Annotated in this window: 22 protein-coding genes and 1 tRNA gene; 8 read left to right on the top strand and 15 right to left on the bottom strand. The window is 64.1% G+C overall.

Going from position 1 to position 17,161, the window contains the following annotated elements:
* Positions 1-41: 41 nt before the first annotated feature.
* From VQ045_RS10185 to VQ045_RS10175, 3 genes are all read left to right on the top strand, one after another.
* Positions 42-827: a hypothetical protein gene (locus tag VQ045_RS10185; RefSeq protein WP_331830015.1), complete on the top strand. Its 786-nt coding sequence runs from the start codon at positions 42-44 to the stop codon at positions 825-827.
* 273 nt (positions 828-1,100) lie between these two features.
* Entirely contained in the window at positions 1,101-1,631 is a 531-nt protein-coding gene (locus tag VQ045_RS10180) for a retropepsin-like aspartic protease family protein (protein ID WP_331830014.1), read from the top strand.
* 198 nt (positions 1,632-1,829) lie between these two features.
* Positions 1,830-2,906, top strand: coding sequence for a tellurite resistance/C4-dicarboxylate transporter family protein (locus VQ045_RS10175; protein ID WP_331830013.1), 1,077 nt, complete (start codon positions 1,830-1,832; stop codon positions 2,904-2,906).
* A gap of 298 nt (positions 2,907-3,204) precedes the next feature.
* Here VQ045_RS10175 and deoA read toward each other — a convergent pair whose 3' ends face one another.
* From deoA to VQ045_RS10135, 8 genes are read right to left on the bottom strand one after another with little or no spacing between them, the layout of a single operon-like run.
* Entirely contained in the window at positions 3,205-4,521 is a 1,317-nt protein-coding gene (gene deoA, locus VQ045_RS10170; protein WP_331830012.1) for a thymidine phosphorylase, read from the bottom strand.
* Complete coding sequence (gene deoC / locus VQ045_RS10165) at positions 4,521-5,282, bottom strand: deoxyribose-phosphate aldolase (RefSeq protein WP_331830011.1); 762 nt, start codon at positions 5,280-5,282, stop codon at positions 4,521-4,523. Before deoC ends, deoA begins: the two co-directional genes overlap by 1 nt.
* Positions 5,275-6,081, bottom strand: a complete 807-nt coding sequence (locus VQ045_RS10160; RefSeq protein WP_442879847.1) for a purine-nucleoside phosphorylase — start codon at positions 6,079-6,081, stop codon at positions 5,275-5,277. The genes deoC and VQ045_RS10160 overlap by 8 nt, the downstream gene beginning before the upstream one ends.
* Positions 6,078-6,473, bottom strand: a complete 396-nt coding sequence (locus tag VQ045_RS10155; protein WP_327625672.1) for a cytidine deaminase — start codon at positions 6,471-6,473, stop codon at positions 6,078-6,080. The genes VQ045_RS10160 and VQ045_RS10155 overlap by 4 nt, the downstream gene beginning before the upstream one ends.
* Before the next feature lie 3 nt (positions 6,474-6,476).
* Positions 6,477-7,445, bottom strand: a complete 969-nt coding sequence (locus VQ045_RS10150; RefSeq protein WP_331830010.1) for an ABC transporter permease — start codon at positions 7,443-7,445, stop codon at positions 6,477-6,479.
* A complete protein-coding gene (locus VQ045_RS10145; protein WP_331830009.1) occupies positions 7,445-8,587 on the bottom strand; it encodes an ABC transporter permease in 1,143 nt (380 codons plus the stop codon). Before VQ045_RS10145 ends, VQ045_RS10150 begins: the two co-directional genes overlap by 1 nt.
* Entirely contained in the window at positions 8,584-9,033 is a 450-nt protein-coding gene (locus VQ045_RS10140; RefSeq protein ID WP_331830008.1) for a VOC family protein, read from the bottom strand. The genes VQ045_RS10145 and VQ045_RS10140 overlap by 4 nt, the downstream gene beginning before the upstream one ends.
* A complete protein-coding gene (locus VQ045_RS10135; RefSeq protein ID WP_331830007.1) occupies positions 9,030-10,562 on the bottom strand; it encodes an ABC transporter ATP-binding protein in 1,533 nt (510 codons plus the stop codon). The genes VQ045_RS10140 and VQ045_RS10135 overlap by 4 nt, the downstream gene beginning before the upstream one ends.
* A 144-nt stretch (positions 10,563-10,706) precedes the next feature.
* Between VQ045_RS10135 and VQ045_RS10130 the strand changes: the two genes are divergently transcribed.
* The 3 genes from VQ045_RS10130 (at position 10,707) to VQ045_RS10120 (ending at position 11,698) form a co-directional block, all read left to right on the top strand.
* The gene (locus VQ045_RS10130) at positions 10,707-11,168 is read left to right on the top strand and encodes an acyl-CoA thioesterase (RefSeq protein ID WP_442879846.1); all 462 of its coding nucleotides are present in this window, start codon (positions 10,707-10,709) and stop codon (positions 11,166-11,168) included.
* Complete coding sequence (locus tag VQ045_RS10125; protein ID WP_327625677.1) at positions 11,165-11,386, top strand: SlyX family protein; 222 nt, start codon at positions 11,165-11,167, stop codon at positions 11,384-11,386. The genes VQ045_RS10130 and VQ045_RS10125 overlap by 4 nt, the downstream gene beginning before the upstream one ends.
* A gap of 96 nt (positions 11,387-11,482) precedes the next feature.
* The gene (locus VQ045_RS10120; RefSeq protein ID WP_331830006.1) at positions 11,483-11,698 is read left to right on the top strand and encodes a hypothetical protein; all 216 of its coding nucleotides are present in this window, start codon (positions 11,483-11,485) and stop codon (positions 11,696-11,698) included.
* Positions 11,699-11,881: 183 nt separating this feature from the next.
* On the opposite strand, the gene VQ045_RS10115 is transcribed toward VQ045_RS10120, so the two are convergent.
* The 4 genes from VQ045_RS10115 to VQ045_RS10100 all read right to left on the bottom strand — a co-directional run bounded on the left by VQ045_RS10115 (position 11,882) and on the right by VQ045_RS10100 (position 15,211).
* The gene (locus VQ045_RS10115) at positions 11,882-12,823 is read right to left on the bottom strand and encodes a nucleoside hydrolase (RefSeq protein WP_331830005.1); all 942 of its coding nucleotides are present in this window, start codon (positions 12,821-12,823) and stop codon (positions 11,882-11,884) included.
* A 174-nt stretch (positions 12,824-12,997) separates the two neighbouring features.
* Positions 12,998-13,993: a BMP family lipoprotein gene (locus VQ045_RS10110; protein ID WP_331830004.1), complete on the bottom strand. Its 996-nt coding sequence runs from the start codon at positions 13,991-13,993 to the stop codon at positions 12,998-13,000.
* 208 nt (positions 13,994-14,201) lie between these two features.
* On the bottom strand, positions 14,202-14,873 hold the full coding sequence (gene msrA / locus VQ045_RS10105) for a peptide-methionine (S)-S-oxide reductase MsrA (RefSeq protein ID WP_331830003.1): 672 nt from the start codon (positions 14,871-14,873) through the stop codon (positions 14,202-14,204).
* 44 nt (positions 14,874-14,917) lie between these two features.
* Positions 14,918-15,211 carry a hypothetical protein gene (locus VQ045_RS10100; RefSeq protein WP_331830002.1) on the bottom strand — a complete coding sequence of 98 codons (294 nt, stop codon included), beginning with the start codon at positions 15,209-15,211 and terminating at the stop codon, positions 14,918-14,920.
* A gap of 354 nt (positions 15,212-15,565) precedes the next feature.
* Here VQ045_RS10100 and VQ045_RS10095 point away from each other — a divergent pair.
* Positions 15,566-15,655 (top strand) — tRNA-Ser (locus VQ045_RS10095).
* A 265-nt stretch (positions 15,656-15,920) separates the two neighbouring features.
* Entirely contained in the window at positions 15,921-16,112 is a 192-nt protein-coding gene (locus VQ045_RS10090) for a DUF7697 family protein (RefSeq protein ID WP_331830001.1), read from the top strand.
* Here the strand turns inward: VQ045_RS10090 and VQ045_RS10085 are convergent.
* From VQ045_RS10085 to VQ045_RS10075, 3 genes are all read right to left on the bottom strand, one after another.
* A complete protein-coding gene (locus VQ045_RS10085) occupies positions 16,102-16,482 on the bottom strand; it encodes a type II toxin-antitoxin system VapC family toxin (RefSeq protein ID WP_331830000.1) in 381 nt (126 codons plus the stop codon). The genes VQ045_RS10090 and VQ045_RS10085 overlap by 11 nt on opposite strands.
* Entirely contained in the window at positions 16,482-16,694 is a 213-nt protein-coding gene (locus tag VQ045_RS10080; protein ID WP_327626411.1) for an AbrB/MazE/SpoVT family DNA-binding domain-containing protein, read from the bottom strand. The genes VQ045_RS10085 and VQ045_RS10080 overlap by 1 nt, the downstream gene beginning before the upstream one ends.
* A 10-nt stretch (positions 16,695-16,704) precedes the next feature.
* Positions 16,705-17,161 (bottom strand): hypothetical protein (locus tag VQ045_RS10075; RefSeq protein ID WP_331829999.1); only part of this gene is annotated, 457 nt, incomplete at its 5' end.

The raw sequence follows: 17,161 nt of genomic DNA, 5'->3' as shown, positions 1-17,161 counted from the left end.
ACTCAGCGCACTTGCTTGGCCTTGGGTCGCGGGACGCGATCATGATCAAAGTCATTGGATTGATCGCCATTCTTTTCGCGCTTGCGTTCTTAGGATCGGAAGGAGCCTCACGCGACGAAATCATCGTTCGAACGACGTTAGCGGCTGTGGCTGCCGGCCTATTCCCAGTGCTCTTCGTTTGGAACATGGTAACCGTGCCACCCGGATTGATGAGGGAACAAGAGACCAAAATCGAGGAAACAGAAGTACGCGCTGCCAGCTTAGCTTCTGAGATGCGGTCGCTTGAAGCCCGCATTCATGAACTAACGAAACCGGACTTCGACATTTCGATCAATTTTGCAGTGCTTGGCAGCATTGAGGAAGGCGGCACACATTGCCTGTTGCATCTGGTGCTAGCAAATCGCGGCACACCATCAGCCGCAGTCGAGACGACGTGGAGACTCATTTTCGCTACCTCCAATCCTACAACGGTGCACGAAGCGCACCCAAACACCCTGACGAAAGATGAAGTTTTCGATATGGGTGACGGAACCGGGCGCAAATATGTTCGAGATGATGGCATTGATAAGAGAGCATCTTATCCAATTCCCCGCCTGGGGTACACCAGTGGCGTACTTAGATTTATTATGCCTACCCTTACAATACAAAAACTGATGGAAGAAAAAACACTTCTGACAATCAGTGTTTGCGATGTAAATGGTACGAGGTTTTCGAATTCAATACCCGTATCAGACTTACATGGGCGAAGCGGTTATAAGTTTATGCCAAATTTGGCATTCCCCCTTCCGATTTCCCTAGACAGGATTGAGGAGGGTGCCCGAAAATAAATAAACTGAACATATATGAGCTGCTTGAATGGCTTATAAGCGCGATGCTTACCAGAAAATCCCATGAAATTATCTGTTTAGGCGTCATCATCATGGTTGCGTTAGAATAAGCGTTTCAGCATCAGCAGTCTGGGCGAGTTACAAAATTCTGAGGCGTTAACGTTTTCGCAACCGCGCCGACGAATTCCGCGGGCAGGCCACCAAGCCCTTTCGCGGATGTTAACGGCGATGATCTACGCTGGTCCGGTTTCCCGAAACGGTGCGGATCGGCCGATGCAGAAATTCGTATTCCTCCTCGTCCTGTCCTCGATGGTCGCGCTGGCGGCTCCCTCGGCCTTCGAGGAATACCGCTCCCGCATGCTCACCGGACAGGTCGAGACGATCGACGCCCCACCCGAGGTGATCGACGCTGCGGTGGAGGCACCGCCGTCTGGCCGCCTGGCGCTGCTGCGCGCCGACGCCAGCGGTCATTTCCGCGCCGACGCGCGGATGAACGGCCGGCCCGTCCCAGTGCTCGTCGACACCGGCGCGACTTACGTCGCGATCGACCAGACCACCGCGCGCCAGCTCGGCATCGTCCCCGGCATGGCCGACTATCGCCACAGGGTGCAGACCGCCAATGGCGAGACCAGAGCGGCACTCGCCAGCATCTCCCGTCTCCAACTCGGACCGATCGATCTGCGCGACGTCGAGGCGCTGGTCACTCAGGATGGCACCCTGCCGGTTACCTTGCTCGGCATGAGTTTTTTGAGCCGCCTGTCGAAATTCGAGATTGAGGACGGCCGATTGACGCTCAGCCAGTAGTCCGCTCGTCGGGGTCATGCCCGCAAACCATATTGGTCCGCTGTGCGGACAAAGTGAGCATGCTTGAATTACTGTGCGCCCGAAATGCGACATGACTCGCATCTCGAGGCTGGCCAGAAATATCTTTCCACGGATCTTGTTGAATTAATAAGAAACCGGACGTGATTGAGCAAACAATGGTCATTTGTGGGGGTTGTCATGCCGGGCAAGCTGGAAACACCGCAACCGACATCGTTGTTGAATAGATTGTGGCATCCAGATTTAACCACACTTTCACCAGCCTATTTCGGGATGGTAATGGCAACAGGCATAGTTTCGCTCGCCGCAAATCAGATCGATCTGCCTGTAGTGGCGTGGGGACTTTTTCTGATCGCGATTATCGCCTATATTGTCTTGTGGTGGCTGACAGTTCTGCGCATAATTCACCATCACAAACGTTTTTTTACGGATATGACTGATCATTTGCGCGGGCCGGGGTTTTTCACCATGGCCGCGGCATCAAGCATTCTGGGTAGCGAGTTCGTAATTCTCGCACAGAACCCGGTCGCTGGCTTCACACTCTGGTTTGTCGCTCTGGTTCTTTGGCTCGGTCTAACCTACACAATTTTTACTGCATTCACCATCAAGGAGGACAAGCCTCCACTTGATCGAGGTATCAGTGGTGCTTGGTTGCTCGCTGTTGTGGCGACGCAATCGATTGCGGTGCTAGCATCTTTGCTGGCAGTGCAAATCGAACAACCATATCGGCTTGATTTGAATTTCTTGGCGCTTTCAATGTGGCTATGGGGTGGCATGCTTTACATATGGATGATGTCGTTGATCTTCTATCGCTATACATTTTTTCGATTTTCTCCTAGCGATCTTTCACCACCTTATTGGATCAACATGGGAGCAATGGCGATTTCGACACTCGCCGGTTCGTTGCTGATTATCAACTCAGAAGATGCCCCATTTTTGAACTCCATCGTACCATTCATGAAGGGGTTCACGGTTTTTTACTGGGCAACCGGAACCTGGTGGATCCCGATGTTGATTATTCTCGGCGTTTGGCGACACATCTACAAACGCTTCCCGCTGAAATACGACCCGCTTTATTGGGGGGCGGTGTTCCCACTCGGAATGTACGCGGTCAGTACGCACCAGATGGGGCGCGCAATGGATTTTCATTTTCTCACGTTCCTGCCCACCGCATTTTCCTGGATAGCGATGGCTGCCTGGCTCGTGACTTTTTGTGCCTATCTTTTGACGCTCTACCGCGGAGCGGAAACGTCATAACCAGCTGGTTTTTCTGCCTGCTTTTCCATCATCCAGGGCGAAATTTCCCGTTTCCCGTTGGTATTCGCCGCACAGGGGTGACGCATATCTCCTCCCGGTTTCGCAGGCAGGAATATTTTTCCTGATTTCCAAGCTCATGACAGCTTCAAGCATATTGTGCGCGACCGCAACGGGCCATCAGAACTTGAAATTGCAGTAGCTGTAATCCAGTAGCGACCACCCATCAGATCGTAGAAATGGGCTCAAGGCAGACCAACATTTTTTGCGGACATGTCCCGCCCGGAACCGGTTGCCCGACTCAGCCGAAGCGGTCCAGGACAGCCGAGGCATCCCATTCGACCGCTTCGTCGGACAGCCCATAGGCCTCGCGGAGCGCCGCCTCCACCCTCTTCGCAGTCATCTCGTCGCGCGCATGCACGCGGGCGAGCGGCTCGCCGCGCATCAGCCGGCGGCCGATCGGCGCCAGATCGCTCAAGCCGACAGCGTGGTCGACGGCATCCTGCGGCCGGGTCCGCCCGCCGCCGAGTTCGACCACGGCAAGGCCGAGCCGGCGCGCGTCGACCGTCGCGATAAAACCGTCCTCTTCCGACAGGACGTCACGGACAACCGGCGCCGCCGGCAGATAGTCCTCCATCCGCTCGACGAAATCAGCGGGACCGCCCAGCGCCGCGACCATTTTGGCAAAAGTCTCGGCCGCCCGCCCGTCGCTCAGCGCGGCTTCCGCCTTTCTCCGCCCGTCGGCAAGATCCGGCGCGAGGCGGGCCGAGAGCAGCATTTCGGCCGCCAGCGCCAGCGTCACCTCTTCGAGCGCGGCATCGCGCTGCGCACCGGTCAGGAAGCGGACGGCATTGCGGACCTCGACGGCATTGCCGGCGGCCGACGCCAGCGGCTCGTCCATGCGCGTCAGCAAGGCGGTCGTGCGAAGGCCGGCGCCGTTGGCGACCGCGACGAGGCTCGCGGCCAGCGCCCGCGCATCCTCATGCGAGGTCATGAAGGCGCCGGCCCCCGATTTCACGTCGAGCACGAGGCCGTCGAGCCCCTCGGCCAGCTTCTTCGACAGGATCGATGCGGTGATCAGCGGGATCGATTCCACCGTCGCCGTCACGTCGCGGATCGCATAGAAGCGCCCGTCCGCCGGCGCCAGTCGCCCGGTCTGCCCGATGATGGCGCAGCCGATATCCGCGACGGTCCGGCGGAAGGTCGCGTTGTCCGGCGTGACGCTATAGCCGGGGATCGCCTCCATCTTGTCGAGCGTGCCGCCGGTGTGGCCGAGCCCACGCCCCGAGATCATCGGCACGGCGGCCCCGCAGCTTGCGACGATCGGCGCCAGCATCAGCGAGACATTGTCGCCGACGCCGCCGGTCGAATGCTTGTCGACCACCGGCCGGTCGAGGCCGGCCCAATCGAGGATATCGCCGGAGTGGAGCATCGCCTCGGTCAGCGCCACGGTCTCCGGCCCGGCCATGCCGCGAAAGAACACCGCCATGGCGAAGGCCGCGACCTGGCCATCGGTGACAAGCTCGCCGGCAAAACCGTCGATGAACGCCTTGATGTCGGCCGCATCCAGCGTTTCGCCGTCGCGCTTGGCCCGGATGATCTCCTGCGGCAGACGCATCAATAGCCGGCCTTCGCGCCCGCCCGTGCCGCGCCGGCCGCGACCGCCAAAAGGTCGCCGAGAACGCTGGAGGCGCCGATCCGGAAGCGCCCGGGCGTCGCGTAGCCGGTCCCGCAGATCGCCTCGGCAAGCTGGTAGTAACCGTCGGCGTCCTCGAAACTCTTGATCCCGCCCGCCGGCTTGAAGCCGACATGGCCGCCGGCCTCCGCGATCGCCTCGAGCAACAGCCGGGCCGACGCCGGCGTGGCGTTCTCCGCGACCTTGCCGGTCGAGGTCTTCAGGAAATCCGCGCCGCCCTTGAGCGCCGCATGGGCGGCCTGCCAGATCGTCTCGGCCGCCTTGAGCTCGCCGGTTTCCAGGATCGTCTTCAGCCGCGCGGTGCCGCAGGCGGCCTTCACGGTTCGTACCTGTTCCTCGACGAAGGCGGGATCGGCCGGCAGACGGCGATAGGCGATGACCATGTCGATCTCGTCGGCCCCGTCCGCCACGGCCTGTTCGGTTTCGCTCACCGTCGCCGCGATGTCGTCGCCGCCTTGCGGGAAATTCACCACCGTCGCGATCTTGATGCGGGGATCGAGGCGGGGCTTGGCGAAGGCGACGAAGCGCGGCCAGATGCAGATCGCCGCCGTCGGTCCGGCGGGCGTCGCGGCCCGCTCGCAAAGCGCCGCGACATCGGCTTCCGTGCAGCCCTCGTCGAGATTGGTGAGATCGAGACAGGCGATCAGATCCGACGCCCTTCGGCGCCGCGCGGTTTCATCCATCGAAGCCTCCCGATTCCAGCATTTCGCGGACGATGCGGGCCAGCCGCGCGCCACCCTGCGGCGCCATCTCCTTGGTCTCCGCGTGGGAGAGTTCGGCGCCGGTCATGCCCGCACCGTAATTGGTCACGACCGAGGCGGCCAGCACCTTGAGGCCGAAAAACCGGGCGAGGATCGTCTCGGGCACGGTCGACATGCCGACGGCGTCGGCGCCGAGAATGCGGGCCATGCGGATTTCCGCCGGCGTTTCGAAGGACGGGCCGGAAAACCACATATAAACGCCGCCGAACAGCGTTTCGCCGGTGGCCTTCGCCGCGTCCGCGAGCCGGCGCCGCAGTTCGGCATCGTAAGCGCTGGTCATGCCGACGAAACGGGCATCGGACGCTTCGCCGATCAGCGGATTGCGGCCGGAAAAGGCGATGTGGTCCTCGATGATCATCACCGAGCCGGGCGGGATATCCTCGCGCACCGATCCGGCGGAATTGGTGAGGAAGAGGGTCTTGACCCCGAGATCGCGCACCGCCGCGATCACCGGCCGCATCACCGCCGCGTCGCCCGTCTCGTAGTAATGCACGCGCCCCGAGAGGATCAGGACGTCGCGGCCGCCGAGACGTCCGGCGACCACCTCCCCGGCGTGACCGGTGACGCCGCTGACCGGAAATCCGGGAATGTCGGCGAAGGCGATACGCACGGCGTCCTCGACCGCGTCGACCAGCGCGCCAAGACCAGAGCCGAGCACCATCGCCGCGACCGGGCGCCGCGACCCGAGCCGCTCGCGCAGGAATGCGGCGGCCGGCGTCACGACAGGCTTTCCGTCGCGAAGGCGCGCGGCAAGAGTTCCGCCATGGTCACCGTTTCCTGGACGCCGCTGTCGATGTCGCAGAGATGCACCTTCGTCTCGGGCGAGGCGAATTCGGCGATGCGCTGCCGGCAGCCGCCGCAGGGGCTGCACAGCGGCAGCTTTTCGGCGACGACGGCGATCTCCGCGATGCGCCCGCCGCCGTCCATCACCAGATGGCCGATGGCGGTGGTCTCGGCGCACCAGCCCTCGGGAAAGCTGACGATCTCGACGTTGCAGCCGGCGAAAATGCGCCCGTCGGTTGTCCTGAGCGCCGCGCCGACCGGAAACCGGGAATAGGGGGCGTGGGCGCGCCGCATGGCGGACTTCGCCAGGGCGAAGAGATCGTCCGCCATCGTCTATCGTTCCTTCACATAAGGCACGCCGCCGGCCTTGGGCGGGGTCGCCTTGCCGACGAAGCCGGCGAGCAGCACCACGGTGAGGATATAGGGCAGCGCCGACACGAATTGCGCCGAGATCTCGCCAATGATCGGCAGTTCCACGCCCTGAATGCGGATCGAGATCGCGTCGAGAAAGCCGAACAGCAGACAGGCGAACATCACCGGCACCGGCTTCCAATTGGCGAAGATCAACGCGGCGAGCGCGATGTAGCCCTTGCCGGCGGTCATGTCGCGGGTAAAGCCCGCCGCCTGCGCCACCGCCAGATAGCTGCCGGCAAGGCCGGTGAGGATGCCGCAGATGATCACCGCGCGGTAGCGCAGCCAGGCCACCGAGATGCCGGCGGTGTCGACCGCCGCCGGGTTCTCGCCGACGGCGCGCAGCCGCAGGCCGAAGCGCGTGCGGAACATCACCCACCAGGTGATTGGCACCATCGCGAAGGCGACATAGACCAGCAGCGTGTGCCCGGAGAGAATGTCGGCGTAGATCCGGCCGACGAACGGGACATCCCGCAGCGCCGCCGCGCCCGGCAGGTCGATCGCCTCGAAGCGGCCGCCGCCGAACAGGCTCGGCGTGCGCCCGCCCTGGCCGAACCAGCTCTGGCCGAGAATGATGGTCAGCCCGGCGGCGATGAAGTTGATGGCGACGCCGGAGACGATCTGGTTGCCGCGATAGGTGATCGAGGCGAGGCCGTGGACGAGCGAGAAGCCGACCGCCGCGAGAATGCCGACGAGGAGCCCGACAAACGCCGACCCCCACACCGCGGCGGCCGAGGCCGAGGCGAAGGCGGCAATCAGCATCTTGCCTTCCAGGCTGATGTCGAAAATGCCGGAGCGTTCCGAATAGAGCCCGGCGAGCGCGGCGAAGAGCAGCGGCGTCGACAGACGGATGGTCGAATCGAGGACGTTGATCCAGGCGCCGAAATCCATCACCGCGCCTCCTCCACGTCGGCGCCGGCCGGCTCACCGGTGCGGAAGCGGATCCACTGATAGGCGGCGCCGACCCCGGGGCGGAACATGTTCTCCAGCGCGCCTGCGAACAGGATGACGAGGCCCTGGATGATGACGATCATGTCGCGCGAGATCGTCGGCATGTCGAAAGAGAGTTCCGCCCCGCCCTGATAGAGCACGCCGAACAGGAGCGCCGCGAGCACGATCCCGACCGGATGGCCCCGGCCCATCAGCGCGACGGCGATGCCGACGAAGCCGGCGCCCCCCGGAAAGTCGATCAGCAGGCGATACTGGTCGCCCATCACCGGGTTGAGCGCCATCAGCCCGGCAAGGCCGCCGGAAATCGCCATGGCGACGACGATCAGTCGCGTCTCCGACATGCCGGCGTAGCGCGCCGCACGCGGCGAAAAGCCGAGGGTGCGGATTTCGTAGCCGAGCCGGGTGCGCCAGATCAGCACCCAGACCAGGAAGGCGGCGAGAAGCGCGACGAACAGCGAGACGTTGAGCGGTGCGCCGCCGAGCGACACGCCGAACAGGTCGAACAGGCCGCGCAGCTTGGGCAATTGCGCGCCGGCCTCGAAGGTGCGGGTTTCCGGCGCCATCGTGCCGGCCGGCTTGAGGACGTTGACGAGCAGATAGACCATCAGCGCGGCGGCGATGAAGTTGAACATGATCGTGGTGATGACGATGTGGCTGCCGCGCCGCGCCTGCAGCCAGGCGGGAATGAACGCCCAGGCCGCCCCGAAGGCGAAGGATAGACAGACGGCGAGCGGCAAATTCAACCACCAGGGCAGCGTGCCGCCAAGCGCCAGCGCCACCGTGGCAACGCCGAGGCCGCCCAGATAGGCCTGCCCCTCGCCGCCGATATTGAACAGCCCGGCATGGAAGGCGACGGCAACGGCGAGGCCGGTGAAGATGAAGCTGGTCGCGTAATAGAGGGTGAAGCCGATTCCCTCGCCATAGCCGAAGGCGCCGCGGATCATCAGCGCCGCCGCCTCGACCGGGCTTTCGCCGACGATCAGCACGACGAGGCCGGCGACCGCGAAGGCAACGATCAGATTGACCAGCGGAATCAGCCCGTAATCGATCCAGCCGGGCAGCTTGGCGTAGGGGCGGCTCATCGCGGTTGCTGGTCTCCGCTGTTCAGAAGGTCGAGATGGCCGCGCGCGTCGAGCTTGAAGAACGGGTTATGGGCAAGTTCCCACAGATGGCCGTCCGGGTCGCGGAAATTGCCGGAGAAGCCGCCCCAGAAGGTTTTCGCCGGCGGCTTGACCGCCCGCGCTCCCGCCGCGACCGCCTTCTCGTAGGCCTCGACGACCGCTTCCTCGGACGAAAAGTTCACTGCCAGGCCGGCGGAACCGGAACCAGCCGGCAAGTCGCCCTCGCCGCCATCGGCGATCATCTCGCTGCGCTGCCAAAGCGCCAAGACGATCGCCTCGCCGACCATGAAAGCCGTGGATTCCACACTCTGCGGCGCCTTTGTCCACCCGAGCGCCTCATAAAAGGTGACGGAGCGGGCGACGTCCTCGACGCCGAGCGTGACCAGACAAATCCGCGCGTCGTTCACTCTGCCGCCTCCCGCTGTTCGACGCCCGCCATCAGGCAGCCAAGATCGCCCTCGTCCGCGTCCGGGCTGCGTTCGCCGACGATGCGGCCGGAAAACATCACCAGCACCCGGTCCGACAGCGCCCGGATCTCGTCGAGTTCGACCGAAACCAGCAGGATCGCCTTGCCGGCGTCGCGCATCTCGATGATCCGCCGGTGGATGAACTCGATCGCCCCGACATCGACGCCGCGCGTCGGCTGGCCGATCAACAGCAGGTCGGGATCGCGCTCCATCTCCCGCGCCAGCACGATCTTCTGCTGGTTGCCGCCAGAAAAGCTCGCGGTCTTCAACCGGCAGTCCGGCGGGCGGATATCATAGGCGGCGATCTTCTTGGCCGCGTCCCGGCGCATGGCATTGAGATCGAGCAGCCAGCCCTTTTGAAAGCTCGGATCGCGCTGATAACCGAGAATGGTGTTCTCGTTCTCCTCGAAGGCCAGCACCAGCCCGGTATTGTGGCGGTCCTCCGGCACATGGGCGCAGCCGATCTCCCGGATCGCGGCGGGGTCCGCGTCGACGGTCGGATCGATGGTCCGGCCGAGCATCTCGATGCGCCCGGCTTCCGCCTTGCGGATGCCGGCCAGCGCCTCCAGCAGTTCGGACTGGCCGTTACCGGCGACCCCGGCGATGCCGACGATCTCGCCCGCGCGCACCGTGAAGGAGACGTTGTCGACCATGACGACGCCGCGCCGGTCGCGCACCGTCAGCCCGTCGACCTTGAGCTTCACGTCCTTCGGCGCCGCGTCGCCCTTGTCGACGGTCAGAAGCACGCGCCGGCCGACCATCAGCTCGGCGAGTTCTTCCACCGAGGTCTCGGCCGTCGTTTTCGTCGCCACCATTTCGCCCTGCCGCATCACCGATACCGCGTCGGTGATCGCCATGATCTCGCGCAGCTTGTGGGTGATCAGGATGATCGTCTTGCCGGCGTCGCGCAGCTGTTTCAGCACGGTAAAGAGATGATCGGCCTCGGCCGGGGTCAACACGCCGGTCGGCTCGTCGAGGATCAGGATATCGGCGCCGCGATAGAGCGCCTTCAGGATTTCCACCCGCTGCTGCCGGCCGACCGGCAGTTCCTCGACGATCGCGTCCGGGTCGACGTCGAGCGAATGGTCGGCTTCCAGACGCTTCAGTTCGGCCCGCACCTTGGCGATGCCGGCGGCCAGCAACGGCGACTGTTCGGCGCCGAGCATGACGTTTTCGACGACGGTGAAATTCTCGACCAGCATGAAATGCTGGTGGACCATGCCGATACCGGCGGCGATCGCCGCGTTCGGATCGGTGATTTCGACCGTCTTCCCGCCGACGCGGATTTCACCGGAATCGGCCTGGTAGAAGCCGTAGAGGATCGACATCAGCGTCGACTTGCCGGCGCCGTTCTCGCCGATGATGCCGTGGATCGTGCCGCGCGCGACAGTGAGGTTGATGCGCTTGTTGGCCCGGACGATGCCGAAGCTCTTGTCGATGTCGATCAGTTCGATCGCCGGATCGGGCATACGCTCACTCTGGACTGACGCTGATCGCGCGAGCCTATAGCATCGCTTTGAAAAGTGGGAACCGGTTTTCGGATAAAACAATGCCGGGTATGGAAGAGCAAAGAAACCGCGCAAGGACCGTCGCCGAATGACCCGAGGAGAGACATGACCGCTTCGATCGACATCAAGGCGGCAAGGCGCCCCGAGCCCGGCAAGCGCGGCGCCTACCGCGCTTTCATGCCGCTCACCACGCGCTGGGCCGACAACGACGTCTATGGCCACATGAACAATGTCGTCCATTATTCCCTGTTCGATACGGCGGTGAATGGCTGGCTCATCGCCAACGGCCTCCTCGATATCCATGCCGACGCGCAAATCGGCCTCGTCGTGGAGACCGGCTGCCGCTATCATGGCGAACTCGCCTTTCCGGACCCGGTCATTGCGGGCATTCGGGTCGCGAGACTGGGACAGTCGTCGGTGCGGTACGAGGTCGGTCTGTTTCGCGGCGAGGCAAAGATTGCGTCGGCCGAGGGCTTCTTCGTCCATGTCTATGTCGACCGGGCGACGCGGCGGCCGTCGCCGATCGCGGGCCGGTTGCGGGCCAAACTTGCGGAGATCGCGGCATGAGCGAGAAACAGGCAGAAATCAGCGAGCGCATCCAGGATCTGGAGATCATGGTGGCGCATCAGGCGCAGACGATCGAGGAATTGTCGGAGGAGCTGCGCCGCGCCTTCGAGACGATCGAGCGGATGCAGCGCTCGCTCAAATCCCTCGGCCATCGCTTCGATACCCTGGAAGAGGTCGCGACGCCCGGCCCCGAAAACACCAAGCCGCCGCATTACTGAGGGGGTAGGCCGGCTTTTGGTCGCTGCACACGCCAAAGAGCGGCGATTGGGCGCCGAGCGGCGGTTTGCTAAGCTGCTGTCACGGGAGGAGACGGTATGGCGACCTATAAACAGATCCAGCAGTACGTGAAAGCTACCAATGGCTTTACCCCTAAGACGTGCTGGATTGCGCACGTTCGCTCGGATCACGGTATGACGACGCGCCAAGCAGCGAACCGGTATGCTGCCAACCGCCGCGCTCATCCCTGCCCACCCGAGAAGCGGCAGGCGATCGAGGACGCGCTTCGCGTCCTTGGTGCATTTGATACATAAGGGCGCGAAAAGGCCTTCTTTCCCACAAGGGGCGAGAAGGCGCCGAGCCGCTATACCGCGCGTCATCCCCAGGCGTCGATCATTGGCGAAACCGTCCAATACAGTCGTCATCCCGGCCTTGAGCCGGGACCCATTCCAAACCGCCGCAACCGCCGATCCATCACCGGACCGGGTTTCCCCCCCCTACGGCAGCCGGGCGATCCGCTCGGTGAGCAGCGCAAAATAGGCGTCGGCATCGCCGGAGCGCACCCAGACGGCGTTTTTCGGCCGGTCGGTGACGCCCCAGTAATCGCAGACGGTCATGCCCCGCGTCAGCGGGCTGGCGGTTTCGATCGCCACATTGACCGACCGGCCGGTAAAGATCTCCGGCTTGAGCACGAAGGCGGTGACGCAGGGATCGTGCAGCGGCGCGCCCTCCCAGCCGTATTTCTCCACGTCGAACCGCTCCGAAAAGCCCAGCATCGCCGCCACCGCCGCGCCGGAGCGGTTGCCGAGATCGCCGAAGGCGGCGATCCGCGCGCGAGTCGAGCGCATCTGGTGGGTCACGTCGAGCGGCAGGACCGTGATCGCCGCGCCGCTGGCAAAGACGATCGCCGCTGCCTCCGGGTCGACGAAGATGTTGAATTCGGCTGCCGGGGTGATGTTGCCGGCCTCGAAACAGCCGCCGCCCATCAGCACGATGTCCTTCAGCCGCGCCGCGATGTCCGGCGCCTTGGTCATGGCAATGGCCACATTGGTCAGCGGCCCGAGCGCCAGCAGCCGGATCGTGCCGGGCGGATGCGCGCGGATCGTCTCCACCAAGAAATCGACCCCGTGAGCCTCCCGGGCGGCAAGCGTCGGCTCCGGCAGATCGGGACCGTCGAGCCCGGTCGGGCCGTGGACGTGCTCTGCGGTGACCAGATGGCGCAGCATCGGCCGCTCGCATCCGGCGTGGACCGGCACCTCGGTTCGCCCGGCGAGTTCCAGGAGCCGCAGCGCGTTGCGGGTGGTGTGGTGCAGCGGGATGTTGCCCGCGACGGTGACGATGCCGAGGATGTCGATCTCGTCCGGCGAGGCCAGCGCGGTCAGGATCGCCACCGCGTCGTCCTGCCCCGGATCGGTATCGAAGATCACTTTTTCGGCCATGCGACGTCACTCCAGCGCGTTGTTCCGCGTCCCGATATCACCGGGATCGTCGGGCAGAAAGAGCTTGTATGGGTGCCTGCTCGCGTCGCACCCGGTCGGCGCGATGCAACCCGGCACCGCAGAAAAAAGGCGCCCCGGAAGGGACGCCTCGCTACGGTGATGTTTCACAACACGTCAGTAAGGGCAGGACGAATCCGTCGAGTAATCGTGGACCTCGATCTCGCCGGCGATGATCTTCGCCTTCGCCGCTTCGGCCGCGGCCTTCATCTCCTCGGTGACGAGCTCGGCGTTGTTCTCGTCCATGGCGTAGCCGACGCCATCCTGTTCCAGCCCGAGCGTGACGGTGCCCGCCTTCCAATTCCCCTTCGCCGCGTCCTCGAAGGTCGAATAGACGGCGTTGTCGACGCGCTTGACCATCGAGGTCAGCACCTTGCCCGGAAACAGGCCGTTCTGGTTGGAATCGACCCCGATGCCGTATTTGCCGGCGTCCGCGGCCGCCTGCATCACGCCGATGCCGGTACCCCCGGCGGCGTGGAAGACGACGTCGGCGCCCTGGTCGATCTGGGACTTCGCCAGTTCGCCGCCGCGCACCGGATCGTTCCAGGCCGCGCCGGTGCTGCCGGTCATGTTCTCGATGACCTTGGCGTCGGCGGAGACCGACTTGACGCCACCCTTGTAGCCGCAGGCGAATTTGGAGATCAGCGGGATATCCATGCCGCCGACGAAGCCGACGGTGCCGGTCTCCGACTTCATCGCCGCGAGGATGCCGACGAGATAGGAGCCCTCTTCCTCCTTGAACAGGATCGATTGCACGTTCGGCGCGTCGACGACGGCGTCGATGATGGCGAATTTCGTGTCCGGATATTCCTTCGCCACCGCTTCCAGCGCTGCGGCCTGGCTGAAGCCGACGGAGATGATCGGGTTCGCTCCGTCGCGGGCGAACCGGCGCAGCGCCTGCTCGCGCTGGGCGTCGTTGACGATCTCGAATTCGCGGTATTCGGTGCCGGTGTCGGCCTTGTATTTCTCGGCGCCGTCATAGGCGCCCTCGTTGAAGGATTTGTCGAACTTGCCGCCGAGATCGTAGAGGATCGCCGGGGCGAATTCTTCGGCCGACGCTGCGGTAACCGACAGGAGGGAGGTGGCGAGGAGTCCGGCCAGGAACTGTTTCATGGAGTGTCCGATCCCTGTTGCAGATGATGGGTCTCAAAACCGCCGATCGTCGGCGGAGGGACGCCACGGCCGCAAGGCGGGCCGTGCCTGCCGAGAGACTGGCACGGCCCGCGCCGAGAATCATCTGAAATCCGCGACGATGGAAAACGGGCTCATCCGCGTTTGATATCACCCTGCCTTGTCCGCCGAGGTCTCGCCGCAGGGAGTGCTATTCCGCCGCCTCGGTCTTCAGCCCGATCGGGCAGGAGATTCCGGTGCCGCCGACGCCGCAATAGCCGCTCGGGTTCTTGGCGAGATATTGCTGGTGGTAGCCCTCGGCGTAATAGAATTCGGTCGCGGGCTCGATCTCGGTGGTGATCGTGCCCTTGTGCCCGGCCTTGGCGAGCGCCTGCTGATAGGCCGCTCGCGACGCGGTCGCGGCATCGAACTGCGCCTGCGAGGATGTGTAGATGCCGGAGCGATACTGGGTGCCCATGTCGTTGCCCTGGCGCATCCCTTGCGTCGGGTCATGGCCTTCCCAAAATGTCGTCAGCAGGCTGTCATACGAGACCACCGCCGGATCGAAGACGACCAGCACGACCTCGTTCTGCCCGGTCTGGCCGGTGCAGACTTCCTGATAGGTCGGGTTCGGCGTCGCCCCGGCCGCATAGCCCGCCGCCGTCACATGGACGCCGGGCAGCTGCCAGAACTTCCGCTCCACGCCCCAGAAGCAGCCCATGCCGAAGATCGCCGTTTCGGAGCCATCCGGGAAGGGCGGCTTCAATGGGTGGCCGTTGACGAAATGGGTCTCGGCGGTCTCGATCGGCTCGGCCCGTCCCGGCAGCGCCTCTGCGCCCACCGGCAGCTTCATCTTCTTGGAAAACATATCGAGAATATACATGAACTACTCCTTGTTCGGCGCCCAGGGCGCCAGCGGACCAGGCGTCAGCGGACCAGGCGGCGGCGCGTCTTGCGCTCGCGGCCGGCGAGCAGCAGGGCCAGCCCCGCGACACCGGCGGTGATCGAAACCGACCAGCGGCCGATTTCGGCGAGCATGGCGGCCACCGTCGCGCTCTGGACACCGGACGGCTCCAGGCTCCCGCCCATCATCGCCAGCGCCTCCGTCACGCTCATCAGACGCGTCGCCTGATCGGCGAGCGAGCGGGCGATGTCGCCGACGGCGAACACGACGGCAATGGCCAACAGGAGGCTGCCGATCAGACGCACCAAAAACCGCATGAACCTGTCGCTCCCATCCTGTTATCTGGCGACCCGTCGCGCCACGGCGCCGCCCTCCGCCCGCGCAGAGATCGGACTGGCCGCGGGACCGCCGTCACCTGCTTCGATATCATGTGGGGATTGCCCCCGTCGGCGGCAATGTAGCGCCCTTGCGACCATCCCGGAAGTTTGCTGAATTCGCGGGTTGAACCGCGGAGCGTTCTGGCTATAGTCCGCGGCTGTTCGAGACAGGGCATCGACCCCGGCGTTTCGCTTCGCCGGCCTGTCCGGCGCGGATGAATTCCGGAAAGAGATGTGGTTGCCGAGAGGCGACGAGAGCGGGACGCAACCTCCCGCTTGTCGGCTCGAATGCACGGAGAGGTGGCCGAGTGGTTGAAGGCGCACGCCTGGAAAGTGTGTATACGGGAGACCGTATCGAGGGTTCGAATCCCTCTCTCTCCGCCATTATCCCCTCAGCGAACATCCTCCCGTGCAAGAGTGGGCTGAGCACAGGCCCTTGCTCTGCAGGCTTCAGCTCTGTGACCTCTTGCTCTGGAACAGGAAAAAACGTCTCCGTGCCCTTGCCGAATGGCCCTTCGGCGGGGGCGGACGCTACTGCGGGGGTTGCGAACCCCGCGGAGCCGACCAAGGGCCGTGCGCGGACTGCCCGGCGCGGCCGCACCGGCCGGAAACCCTGGAGGTTTGGCAGATCCGGGACCTCCTCGGCCGCTTGGGCGGCCAGCTTCGAGTGCTGCCGGGTGCCGTGATCGGCTGGGATCTAAATGCAGCGCTCAGGTTGGGCGATGCGCTTGGCTTGGCGTCCGCCGCCATGGCCGAGCTTCTGCCCGTCATCGAAGCGGTGATGGTGCACAAGCTCAATGAGGAAATGGCCACCGATGGCGGTCCTGCGATCAGTCCTTGATCTTCTCGATCAGTGTGACGCCGGGCAGGCCCTCGAAATGCGCGTCGCAGGTCAGCAGCCCCGCGCCCTGCGCGCGAGCGCTTGCGTAAATGATGGCGTCGGCGGTTGCGAGCTTGTGAGCGCTGCAGGCCTCGGCGGCGGCGAGCGCGATCTCGGTGTCGAGCGGGACGACCCGGCAGACCTGCGTAAAGGCGATCACCTGATCCGCCCTGTCCTCGCCGACCTCGCGGGTGAGCCACTTTGCGAGTTCCAGTTGCACCATGGTCGGCACCAGCCAGTCTTCCTGCTCCGGAAGCTGTTCAGCCACCTTGTGTCCCGTGGCAGAGCCGATCAGCCATTCGATCCAGGCCGAGGTGTCGACGAGCACCATCAGACGCGGTCCGAGCGGTCCCGATGGTCGGTGGCGGAGGCGCCTCGTGCGAGGCCTGCAAGGCTCTCCCGCGTCGGGACCGGGACCAGCAGGACGCCGGTGCCCTTGGGGATGAAGGCGAAGGTCAGCCCGGCTTCCCAATGGTGGGCGCGCCGAATCGCTTTGGGGATCGAGATCTGGAACTTCGAGGACAGGGTCGCGGTCTCGGACATGATCGTACTTTCAATGGATCGATGGCGGGAACGTAAGACGCAACTCCCGGTAAATCAAGCAAGCCGACCCATGGCCGAGAAACGCGTCTCCGTCCGCCTCGCGGCCGAGATCGCCTGTCGGGGCACCGCCAAACTGCTGATCAATGAAGCGGCGCTCGACAAGCTGCAGTCGCGGCACGACCGACCGGTTGGGAAAGCCGCTGATCGTGCGCTCGGACTCTCGCAGCCCCAAGCAAAACAGGGCCGTCGGCGGCGCAAGCCGCTCCAAGCACCTCGACTGCGCCGCCTTCGACGTCGTCATGGCGAACCACGATCCCGCTGCCTTCGAGGTGGCCGACGTGAGGTCGGGTTCCTGGGGATGTCCCGAAGTTTGTTGAACTTCGTTGAGCGGCGATGCCGGGTTGAACGTTACGCCGCCCTCGATGCAGGGGCAATGAACTTTTCGGCATTTTGGCGCTGATGGGCAA

The organism is Aurantimonas sp. E1-2-R+4 (genome assembly GCF_036549515.1).
Classification (GTDB): domain Bacteria; phylum Pseudomonadota; class Alphaproteobacteria; order Rhizobiales; family Rhizobiaceae; genus Aurantimonas; species Aurantimonas coralicida_A.
This window is presented reverse-complemented; position numbering and strand designations above follow the sequence as displayed.